The 12238-nt window shown below is 31.4% G+C and carries 9 protein-coding genes; 3 read left to right on the top strand and 6 right to left on the bottom strand.

All coding sequences use genetic code 11. From position 1 onward, the window contains the following. Positions 1–223: 223 nt before the first annotated feature. Entirely contained in the window at positions 224–424 is a 201-nt protein-coding gene (locus ACUN28_RS29310; protein ID WP_016135569.1) for a PrpF domain-containing protein, read from the bottom strand. A gap of 492 nt (positions 425–916) precedes the next feature. Here ACUN28_RS29310 and ACUN28_RS29315 point away from each other — a divergent pair, with 492 nt between their 5' ends. The 3 genes from ACUN28_RS29315 to ACUN28_RS29325 all read left to right on the top strand — a co-directional run bounded on the left by ACUN28_RS29315 (position 917) and on the right by ACUN28_RS29325 (position 3290). After that, positions 917–2032: a response regulator aspartate phosphatase gene (locus tag ACUN28_RS29315; protein ID WP_088083746.1), complete on the top strand. Its 1116-nt coding sequence runs from the start codon at positions 917–919 to the stop codon at positions 2030–2032. Then, the gene (locus ACUN28_RS29320; protein ID WP_016090048.1) at positions 2032–2193 is read left to right on the top strand and encodes a transcriptional regulator; all 162 of its coding nucleotides are present in this window, start codon (positions 2032–2034) and stop codon (positions 2191–2193) included. The genes ACUN28_RS29315 and ACUN28_RS29320 overlap by 1 nt, the downstream gene beginning before the upstream one ends. A gap of 722 nt (positions 2194–2915) precedes the next feature. Further along, positions 2916–3290 carry a hypothetical protein gene (locus tag ACUN28_RS29325; protein ID WP_016090047.1) on the top strand — a complete coding sequence of 125 codons (375 nt, stop codon included), beginning with the start codon at positions 2916–2918 and terminating at the stop codon, positions 3288–3290. Positions 3291–3775: 485 nt separating this feature from the next. On the opposite strand, the gene ACUN28_RS29330 is transcribed toward ACUN28_RS29325, so the two are convergent. The 5 genes from ACUN28_RS29330 to ACUN28_RS29350 all read right to left on the bottom strand — a co-directional run bounded on the left by ACUN28_RS29330 (position 3776) and on the right by ACUN28_RS29350 (position 11847). Then, positions 3776–4111, bottom strand: a complete 336-nt coding sequence (locus ACUN28_RS29330) for a hypothetical protein (RefSeq protein WP_033660013.1) — start codon at positions 4109–4111, stop codon at positions 3776–3778. Positions 4112–5664: 1553 nt separating this feature from the next. Further along, positions 5665–6213: a fascin domain-containing protein gene (locus ACUN28_RS29335; protein ID WP_098885276.1), complete on the bottom strand. Its 549-nt coding sequence runs from the start codon at positions 6211–6213 to the stop codon at positions 5665–5667. Between the two features lie 255 nt (positions 6214–6468). Then, positions 6469–8670, bottom strand: coding sequence for a M60 family metallopeptidase (locus ACUN28_RS29340; protein ID WP_098560390.1), 2202 nt, complete (start codon positions 8668–8670; stop codon positions 6469–6471). A gap of 549 nt (positions 8671–9219) precedes the next feature. Beyond that, on the bottom strand, positions 9220–10488 hold the full coding sequence (locus ACUN28_RS29345; protein WP_016090043.1) for a glycoside hydrolase family 5 protein: 1269 nt from the start codon (positions 10486–10488) through the stop codon (positions 9220–9222). Positions 10489–10905: 417 nt separating this feature from the next. Continuing rightward, positions 10906–11847: a hypothetical protein gene (locus ACUN28_RS29350; RefSeq protein ID WP_098560391.1), complete on the bottom strand. Its 942-nt coding sequence runs from the start codon at positions 11845–11847 to the stop codon at positions 10906–10908. Positions 11848–12238: the final 391 nt, after the last annotated feature.

The raw sequence follows: 12238 nt of genomic DNA on the forward strand, positions 1-12238 counted from the left end.
GGTAAAACAGAAATCGAATTTGAATAAGCACTTCTACTTGAGTGCTTATTATTTTTACCTGTTATTTCAAGGTTTAGAAGATTATTTCGAACCTTTGACATTTAACCCTGGTTCGGAAAATTAATACGCTCTTTTCTCTTTTCTTTCCATACATCATAACTTTGATTCTTTCTCATTATTTTGAACTACCCCCACTTTCACTTCGTTTAGAAGTGAGGGATTCCTAAGTATAATCGATATCTATCCCTGGTGTAGTAGACGCCCGAATAATCGCAATTTTATTTGATAAAGGGTCTAATGTACCCATTCCATCAACACCTCTTGCATTCCCTATCCCTAATGCTTTTAAAATAATCTCATCTCTAATAGATTGATTGGAAGGCAAATCTTTATCTAAAAAAGAAGCCTTTTGACGTTCCTCCACGCATGATAAAACAAGGTATTTTCATTTATAAGCATCTCCCTTCTATACTTCACAATATAAAAATTTTATTCTTTATATACAAAATAAAAAATATAAGTTTTATTATTTTGTCAACTAATCTAATCAAAGAAAAATATATTAGTTTGCAATCTTTTTTCTCTCTTATTTGTAAATAAAATCCTTGAAAAGGTTTAATTGTAAATTATGTTAATAAACCCCTATCATTTGGTATCTATTCTAACAATAAAGTAAAAAATAATTAATCGAATACTGTGTATAAACAAAAGATTGATTATTCTGAATGTTAATCATATTAAATTGATCACATTTACCAAACAAATAACTTAAATTATAAGCACATTCGACAACAATTGATTGTTTTCTGAATATTATTGAAAAAAATGTAAAATCACTTCATTTTCCCTTCTATTTTGCTATGATAGTTACAATTAAATTGGATTAGGATATTTCTATAGGATGGGGGAGTATATAATGAGTGTTTCATTAAAGAGAAATGAAGAATTAACCTCTCTATTGAACGACTGGTATCGATCTATGCTATCTCAACAAGTTATAAAAGCTACTAATCTGAAAAAGAAAATTGATGAAAAAATTAATAAGTTAAGCATTGAGTCGAATCAAAAACATCAGGATCAAAATTTGTTACTGTATTACTCACTACTTGAATTTCGTTACACGGTCTTAACAGATAGCCTCGGTATTCAACATGATAGTTTTGACGCTATTAGTGATTATGATATGCCTACAGACCATTTTCTGCGCTTCTATTATCACTTTTTTAAATCCATTCATTCCACTTTTATATCAAGTTTTTCTGAAGCAGAGGAACATTATAAACTGGCAGAAAAGATATTAGTAAAAATTCCAGATGAAATTGAACACGCTGAATTCTACTATAGAATTGCTACTTTTTATCACCATACCTATAACATGCTAGCTTCTATCGAATACGCAAATAAATCGAGAGAAATCTTTTCGAAGTATGAAGGTTATGAAGTAAAAACAGCCTTTTGTAATAGTTTGCTAGGAGGTTGCTGTATCTATTTAAAGCAGTACGAACAAGCAGAAGAATATCTGCATTATGCAATTGAATTACTACAAAAGAATGAAGAAGAAGATTCCTTGTTATTCGTAAAAAGTACTTTAGGATGGCTGTATTCTGATCAAAGTATGTCTACGTTAGCTATTCGTCATCTTTCAGAAGTAACAGAGAAAATCCCTACACACTTCAAGGCTATCTTCCTACAAGCTAAGGAGCATTATAAATTAGGACAACAATCAGCAGCTAGCAAACTCATTGATAAGGGATTACAGATTTGCAGAGGAATTCAAAACGAAGAATACACACACCACTTCTCTATTTTAAAAAGATTAAACGAAAATATTCCATTGGAAGAATTAGAAAAAATCATCCAAGAAGGAATCTTATACTTTGAGGAAGAAGAATTATGGGAATATGTTGTCGAATACGCTGAATTATTTGCCACAAAATGTAGACAATTAGAGAACCATCAAAAGGTAAGTGATTATTTCCAAATTTGTTACCAAGCAAGACGAAAATCAATCGAAAAAGGAGTGTTAAAATAATGAAAAAAATCAGCCTATTATTATCAGGTATTGCTTTTATTGGGATTCTAACGGTGGGAATTTCTCCATTTTTTAAAGCGGATCAGTTTGCTACTCATGGACATTACCCTGCTCCTACATATAGTGTTGGCGATCATGGTGGTGCACCACAACAAACTTAATATAAGTGTATGTAAGGACCCTTCATTTGAAAGGTCTTTACATATCAAAATATGTATTGTTCTTTTTGGCTACGCCAAATCAAAATTCTTCTCTCACCTATCACCCTACACTCTCTTAGGGTAGGAGAACTCTTTCGGAAAATTCGTTAAATAATAGAAATAGACTAACTATTATATCTATCAACTCTTTATATGCAATATTACATGCGAAGTGCCTTAAATATTTTGTTATACTATGTATGTGGATTTTTCATCCAAAAATCCTCTTAAACGCATATTTTTGTATATGCCACCCTAATTGATGAAAGTGAGAAGAATGTTTATCATTTTTCTCACTTTTTTTATTTTAATTATGTGCTTGTACTTATTCTTTAGTTATTTTAAGTAATATAAGCTCAAAAAGAGAATTCACTTTTCAAATCCAACCTATCGAATCAATTATTATCTAATAATACCACACCATCTTTATCAACTCATTTTAGAATATTTGAACAATAATTTCATATACAAGTCCTGCATAAATTATTCATTTTCATTTATATAATTCCTACATTTTTACTTCTGATAAATTATCAAACATTGAATTATTATACACAAACCAAAAAACACGAGGTATTTTGTAGAATTTTGTCTATCAATATGTATGTACACCCTTATGTAGTGGATATAGACTGTGAGGTGTAAGGAGGTACCTTACAAAATAATGAAAAGGAGATTATAAAATGATTAGATTAACGAAAGTCTCAAAGTTAGCATTTGCAACATTAATTGTGGGAAGTAGTTTAAGCGTCTTTGTGTCGTCACACAGTGTACAGGCTGACACCTTAGATCATAATTACCAAGACACTCAAAAATTCATACCACCTTCTAGTGCTAGGCAAACATTGGAACAAAAAAACACTATTGTTCCAGAATCAAAAGTTATTAAAAACCATTATGTAAAATACTCTAAAACACATTTCCAATCTAAAGAAAGTATACCAAAAGAAATTTATTATTCTTCAGAAGGTTTTAAGGGCTATATACAGGCAAGTACCGTTTTGGATATGGGAAATCATTTCGTAACGCTATATTCTGGAACCGTTATTCGATGTTAGATTTTTAATCCTACCTCTTTAAATGCTTATAATGATCAATAGCTCACTGCCAATAATGGAATATCTATTGTTCAAAAAATAAACCACAAAATTTTTTGATTTCATGGTTTATCAAATATAAAGATAATGCTAAATATATACTCTAACATTACCTTCCCCAAAGTTAATTATAGAGTATTTTCTCAAAAAAGACACTCCTGTAGTGTCTTTTTTATATTATTTTGATTTACTCCCATCTTACTTTTATTAAACTCATATATGTAATAATGCATATTTTTTTGATTGTATATTATGATATACTCTCATTGTGAGCTGATACATAATTTCTTTAGATTGGAAAACTAAAACCTCGTTTACCCAATTTGGGGGCGCCTTATGGCGTCTTTTTTTATGCTATTGAAGTAAAAAACAGGACCGTAATATCATTGGTAAAAAAATTGTATACTTTAACAAGAATTCCGCCTACTAACCCTTATTTTTTGCGGCTATTTATTTGTTTCAACATAATAATTTTTCATCTCGTATATGCAATAGACAATGATAGCTAAACTCCAACTGACACCATAGTAATCATGTGTGTAGAAATCATAACCTGCCTTAATACCTTTTTCCATTACAACTAACGTAAATCCTAACGCCACCCACTTGTTAATTTTCATCTTAATATACGTTATCGCTATAATTATTAAAAATAAAATATTTGTAAGGTAGTTTATCATTAGCTCGTATTTTTGAATGTATACTGCCATTATACAAGCAACGATATTAGTCGCAATGCCCAAGGCAATCACGGCTCCCCAAATCCTGTCCGAAATTCCCACTCCTGATTCAGTCCCTTCCTTAATCACATTCTTTTCCTTAATTCGTTCCTCCCCCCTATTCAAGGTATGCTGTATTATCCTTGTCTGATGAATATCTATTTATCTTTTCATATAGAGCAAACAAAATTTTCACTCATAATTTTTTCTTTATCAGGCAAACTAGATTTAAGCCGTTTGAACTAGCGGCTTAAATCTTCTGGTAATGGGGTAGGAATTTATAGGAATTGACTAACTCATTCAGTCCCTTGGCACCGGCAGGCGACAAAATTGTTGTCTGCCATTTTCATGTATACTTTTTCTGATTCCATTCCAAACTATATGTTTGCTGTACCAATTTTAAAAAGAGCGGGATTTGATTTTTGAATAAGTAAAAAAGATAAAGCTCAATCCACTTTTGGTATAGGACTTTTTCTTTTTACATATACTATTTTTAAGCCTTTTTACCAATACGTGTCCTATTGGTGTCTTAAATTCCTCCTAAAAAGGGCGGCAGATACGACTGCATGCCCTTTTTATTTATACTGATTTTCTATATCCAATATAGTAATTGAAGACTAAAAATGCACTATTACATATTCTGTTCAGTCTAGATTATGTTAAAATTTCTTATGTTGTTTATTTCATAGTCGAATTATGGTTTCATATCTAATTCAACAATATGTGAGCTGTATACCAAAAGAAAAGACACCCAAAAGGTGTCTTTTCTTCTTTTAATCTAAAAAAATATTTTTCTTTTTCAGGAAGATTAATTATCTCACTAACCTAAACCTCTAATTCAATGCCCTTTTGATCACGGTGCTCAAAAGGTTTCATCTATATTAACATGTAAATAGTTCACTTCCTAATCATATTTCCACCACTATATTTGATTTCTCAAAGATTTTCTGTCTTGTTCTTAATTTTGTCAAAATCTTCATATAGCTACACAAAATATATATGCTATTATGTTTTTAAGAAACTATGCGTTCCCTTAACCCTGTATCCGACCCTGTATTTTTTTACAGGGTCTTTATTTACTTTCATTAGCTTATAAGAGTTAATACACACCCCATTTCAATTATAATCGTTTAAATGTTAGTTAGAATTTGAAATGATAAACCTATTAGCTTTTTAACACTTGTAATCTAATACTAGATTTCTAAATGTATACTACACTAAACACCTATTAACACTATACACATAGTGTTAACCATCTTAATTGAATATTAGTAATAGTAAGTATAAAGATTATCAATTTACTATATCTTACATTTATGTAAAAATAGATGTATGTTAAGCTTTTTCAAAATCTTTCCCCTAATAAAGGTTTGAAGTAGCATTTCATGATTCTCCTTACGGTTAATATGCCTTGAAAAAGAACCCTATAGGGTTCTTTTTCTTCTTATTACATCCACAGCAGATAATTAATTAACATACAAAAAGGACTGACAATTACTTGCAGTCCTTTTTGTACCTAAATATACACTTATATTAAGTACTTAACTCTTTATTTTATTTGGCATGCATATGAACTACACATGTCATTATCATCTAGATACATAACACTTCCAAATTTAGAAGTACACAATAACAAATCTTTCCCAGCTTCCAGCTACATAACTATTAGCAGTTAATTCTCTACCGCCATTTGCTGATATAAATCTACCATTACTTAGCGCTTGTAATACATATATCCTATTGTCTCCACCATTATATAAGATAAATTTTTCCCCTGCCCCAATTGATGTACGATCTGCTACTACTCTACCATTTGGCTCAAACGAAACGTACTTTCCATTACTTTTCGCTTTTAAAGCAAACGTATATAATTCCCCAGTCGGAATTAATTCAAATTTCTCCCATTCATTAATTGCACTACGATTTGCTACTACATTTCCCGATGGTTCAGCAGACACATATTGTAAATTTGCAGCTTGTATAGCAACAGTCCAGCTTCCATTAAATAGATTCACACCTTTTAGTGAACTTGCATTTGATTGGTCGGCTGCCAATGCATCATTCGATGGGGTTATCATCATTAACATTAGAACCATTGGTAACACCATTAAAACTAACTTTTTAAAGATCTTATTACCATTTGCATGAGCTATGAACCTCTTCATTCTCATTCCTCCCTTAATATATAGCACTCATATACATCATACCAAATATGTAAAATATTGTAATACCAGAGAGTCTTTATCAACAAATACCTTATTATTCTGTTTCTTTTTTCTCAAATCTACAGCACCTAAACATCACTCAGTCCTCAAACATATTTTTAAAATTAATTTCACTTTATATTAAATAAAAGCCAAATAGCCGTTCATAATGAACGACTATTAAGCATCTAACTAAAAATTTGAATGTTTTTCATGTTAATCTATTTTGTTTAATCCCGTTGAAGTAACTTGATAGATTCTTTTTTTTCCTATATATTCTTGTTTATTATTCTCAAGGTTAGTAAGTTTAGCCCGTGTCTTTTCATTTACTGCTTCCCCTTCTATATGGGTAAACTCGATATAATCTCCCACTTTGACCGGCACAGTTTGGCTTTCAGCAGTTTGCTGTCTATTTCCCACTATTTCTTTATTGTATACAACACTACCGGATGAATTCTGTACTTTGATACTCGCATACGTATTATTAAAATAAGAATGTGGTACGCCTGTTTCTAAATTCACCTGCATTTTCTCTGTTACCCTATTATAATTTACTTTTGCAATTTCTCTATCACTATATCCTTTTAAAGACCAACTAAATTGATTTCCGTCTAAAACCGTTGCTTCTGGCATTTTTTCTACTTTCTTCAGACCTTCTTTTGTAACTTCGTACATTGCTTTTTTTCCAAAACTTTCTTGTTTACTATTATTTACATTTGTTAAAGTAGCTCTATGCACACCTTCTAGATGTGTTAACTCAATATAATCTCCTACTTTAGCTGGAACTTTTTGCGATTCAGCATTTTGTTGTTTGTTTCCATAAATATCTTTATTGTATACTACTTTGCCTGATGCATTTTGTACTTTAATACTCGCATATGTTTCATTAAAATAATGATGCGGTACGCCTGCTTTTAAGTCCACTTGCATTTCTTCAGCCGACTTATTGAAATTGATTTTAGCAAACTCAAAATCACTAATCCCTTTCATTGACCATGCAAACTGGCTTCCTTCTAAAATATTATTTGCATTAGGTACATCTGGTTTAATCGGATTAGAATCCGTCCCCTTCCAAATCTCTGCTGTTAAAATCGGATAGCCTAATGCAGCCACTTTTTGAATGGTATCATTATTTGGACGTAATCCCCACTTCTCAAAGAAAGGCATCAAATTTTGTTTGGCTACTTTTGATGCTGAGATCATAAATAATTGTTTTTTATTTTCATCAGTTTGTGGAAGTTCATTAGAAGGCATATCTCTATACAATTGATGCAGCTTAGGATAGAAGTCTTCTCCATATGCTAATTGTAGTTGCCAGAGCATAACAAGCTTAACAAAAACATCACTAATTTCGTCATAATTTTTATTCGTTTGTTCTAGATATTGAAACGCTTTCGGATAAATTCCACTTTTCTCTAAATTGGATGGTTGATTAAACGCCTTTTCTACAGAAATGCTGTAAATATTATTTTGTACTTCTGTCATATTATAAAACTTCCAAGGTGATTGCTGTCTCAAATGCCCTGCCTCATGCCAAGGACCCCAACCATCTTTTATAAATTTATTAATATCTAACACGTATTGAATTGCATCTCCTACATATGCAGTTCGATAAGAAGTCGCATACATATAATAATCTGGTGAATGATTTTCTTCTACGTAATGAATATAATGCTTGTCTGCTTGTTCTTCGGATAATCCAGCTACTTTGTCTTGAATTCGGGTAGCTTCATCCATCTTTTTTAAGAGTTGTACAGGATCTGTATTAGAACCTAGCAAATATTTCTTAACACGTGCAGGGCTGGCCGTAATTAATACACGTTCTCCTTTTAGCTCCACTGCATGTGCATTTGGATATTGGTTCAGCATATCTATTAAATCTTGTTTTGTATGCTTACCTAGTTCAAAGAGAGGAGTAGTCGTTCCACCAGTTGTGACTGTTGTTCGAATGGTACCACCTTGTTGTTTATTGTAAAAATAAATCATTCCTCCATTTGGAGATTGGATTGTGTTTATACCTGGTTTTAATGTAAATGATTTTATTTTAGAATCTTCTCTCCAAGAAGCATCATACGAATACGTTCCAATGTATGCTTGAATATTTTGATTTCCTTCTACATTAATCGTTATTTGTTCATTTGGCTTTGCATATAAACCAGTCGGTTCATATGGACTAAATGCCATACTTTTTCTTTCCTGTTGTTTCAGTACCTCAACATCCCCTTTTCCTGGGACTGTATATATTCTGTTTTCTGATTTAACTGACTTTCCCTCTTGAAATGATGTCGATATTTTATTTTGCTGTTGAGTTTCCTCTGCAATGATATCTGTTGTAGAAATCATTCCAGTTGCAAGCATGGTTACTGTAGCGGTGGCTGCAAGTATTTTTCTAGTTTTATGTTTTGAATTATTCCCCATATTAACTCCCTCATTTTTCCTTAATGCACTTAAGGATTTTTGTTTTACACCCCAAGCTATTCATGCTATCTATGTTGTATCTTTTAATCTATTTTTTCTCATAATAATCTCCTTTTCTTTATTTATCATTGTATACAAATACTATTTGATGAAACATTAAATAACAACTTTACGATAAACTCATCAATAACAAACTATTATGTTTTGATTCAACACCCTTAACTTCCATCTAATTGTATAAATGTATTCATTTGGCGAAATAAGTAAATAAATTTCAACATTTAAAGCTTATAATCTAGCGAAAAATTCATAAAAGTTTTTTAACTTCAAGGTTTAAATAATTGCAACCACATTTATTTAAACTTCCTTAACTTTTTTTAAACTATTCTCTAAGAATCTTATTATTTATTGTAAATAAACCAGGTTGCTACTCTATATGTAAAAGAAAGGCGGAATCTTTAATATGACTCCGCCTTCTTTGATATAAAAAGCATCTAATTCTATTAGAATTAGATGCTTACATTTAGTTCTTAAACCAAGCATTCTAAACTACTTATGCCCCTGTAAATCTTTTTTTATTACATCCCAGAGTGGATTATCTTGACGTATCGGTTTACCCTCTTCGTCCCATTTTATTTTTCCTGTTCCTAATTCATAATTCATTCCCGTCCATGTGTCTTCACGGAATGCATAGAATGATTTATGCCAACCTCTTTGGTTGAAGATAGAAATAAGATCTTGCATGTATTGGGTAGCTCCTGGAACGGTACGGTTAATTCCAAACTCCTCTGCAATAATTCGGTTAGATGGTACATGATTTTTCTTAGACCATTGTTGGAGTGGCTTTAAAAATTTTTCTAATCCCTGTTTATTCCACATTACAGGTTTCTCTAAATCCCCTACTTTTACTAATCCTGGATATTGATATTCCTTGTTTTGTTTTTCACCTTGGCTCGTTAATTCATATGGTTCATACATATGAAATGCGTATAGTGTTTTTTTATCCTCTACTGGTTTTAAATATTTAAAGGCCCATGGAGTAGCATATAAACCTGAATCTAAAATAATCGGTGTTTCTTGGTCCACTTCACGGATAGAATGAATCACCTTTTCATAAAATTTGTTTAAATCTGCTGTCGTTCCTTTTACTTTTGCATACCATTTCTCATAATCTTCCGTCCAAAAATCATTATATCTATTATTTTTAGCTGTTTCTGGATGAGGTTCATTTATAATATTATAACCGACCACTGCAGGGTAATCTTTTAGCTCCAAAGCAAGGTCTTTCCAAAATTGACTTGCTTGTTCTTGATACTTCTCTTCTTCCCATATTCTGTCGTCATTCTTGTTATTATTAAATTGGCGCCACCGATCACCAGGCAAAGATAACATTGTAAGAACAACTTTCATTCCCTGTGATTGTGCGGCATCTAAATCCGCTTTTAATTTTTCTAGATCCTCCTTTACTAATCCCTGATAGTTATCTGCACTACCTATCAGAAAATCCTTTCCAGAGGTATCCGGTTTATCCTCAAATAAAAAATCTTTATCCTTTGCCCATTTATCAGGTGCTAAACGAACATATTCAATATTAGCTTCTTTTGCACTTTTATAGTTCTCGGGCAATGACGTACTATTCATGAAATTAGTACCCTTCCTTTTCGAATCCCAAAAACTAATTTTTGAATCGCTCTTGTAATAGGTATCAGCTCTTACATTCATTTCCTGTGCTCCAAAACTCATCAAGCCTAACAACGCAACAATTGGTAAAATTTTTTTCACAACTTTTCCTTCTTTCTCTTTATATTTTACACACATAACATACCTTTGTTTTGTTACAGGAATATGGCAATTTTCCAAAAATACCTTTTATGTTTATAAAACAGAAGGTCATTCACTCATACATAAAAAAGACAGAGATAATAGGAAGTTGCTTCATTTAAAAAAACAAAAAAGGAACCCTTTACGGATTCCTTTTTGCCTTGCACTCTTTTTCAAATAGTGCATTTTTGCACCTACTTTTAATATAACTCATAATTCCAATAAAATAAATAAGATTAAATGGAATTTGCTACTATTTTTTTAAAAAGATTCGATTCAGAAAACTAATACTAGTAAGTTCACTTTCGAAAAATTTATGCTCTTTCACAAATTATAAAATGTCATACTTTCTTAGAATTCTACAGATAGTATATAACATATTAAAGATTCTGATTTTTAGGCAGTTCAATAGCATTATACCTCTTGAAGTACACTACGAAAGAACATCGAATTAACACAATAAAAACCGTAGAAATAATTTATTTCTACGGTTTTTTTACTTACCCACGCTCTTATTTTTTTGGCTTCTGGTTCAATATGCTTATTTAGTTTATCATCTTGTACCAACACATAGTTTCCTTCTGCATCCATATAATGGCTTAAATGCGTCGGCAATCGGTTTGAAAAACTAGACCCATCAAGGGGCCTTCTACTAGAATAGTGAGTCGCTTTTAAATGTTTAAAATCTAGTTTTACATAATAAGATTGTCGGTATAGTTCATTTGATGCACCCAAATTATCACTCATTCGGAATAGAATCTCATCATCAAATCTTTGTATATTTCTTCCCGCTATAAAGTCATCGAAGTATTTTGTGAGAAACATACTTTGTCCTCTAAAATCATTGACAGGCGCATCTGAATTTGTGAATTTTATAGAATGTTCAAAGTCAGTCCCATTCCATTTCGATCCGTATAAATAAAACGGCGTAACTTGATTCGTTTTTAAGTTAACAATATATATAGTTGGAGCGTGAGAATAATAAGCCCTTGCATACGTAAACACATATTCATACTCCTCATTGCTTAACCACTTTAAGGGGTGAAATTCCATGTTTTTTAATCCTGGTGCAGCATAGGAACCCTTCATATTTTTAAATGAATCCAGTAGAATATCTTCTCCTGTTTTCTTATTTTTCATCATAACGTTGAAATCTGTATCGTTTAATTTATCTACTCTAAATTCATGATTTTCTGCTATATTTGTATCTGTTTTAGGCGATACTTCCTGGGTTATTTTTTGATTTACACTATCCTTCTTTTCTAATGTCTCTGCAAAAATATCTCTGGGTGTAAACAATGCCCCAACAATTAATACAGATCCAAAGAAAAAACTTAAAATGAATCTATTCTTCATAATTTCCCTCCAACTTTTAAATTTCAAGTAAATTACCATTTGATCGAAGTTTTCAAATAATTTTATTAAAGAACTTCTTCTCCGCTTGCAAATATACTTTTTTAGAATTCAAATTTCATTCTATTAATTCCCGTATACTATTAAATCACCTCCTTTCAAATAGAGTACTTATTCTGTCTATCTTAAACACTCTTTTAGTTGATCCTTAGCTATCTTTCGTTCATGGTCTTCACTAGTACCAAAGACAACCTTGAGGATATAAACTCTAAAACACATAGCTACGCTCCTCCATCTATATGCTTTCGTGTATACCAATCATCTTTTCTTTTAATGATTTGGACCTTATTGTGTTTATTAAGAGAGTCTATAGATTTCTATATATAGGATTCTT

It is taken from the genome of Bacillus sp. WC2507, assembly GCF_052656125.1.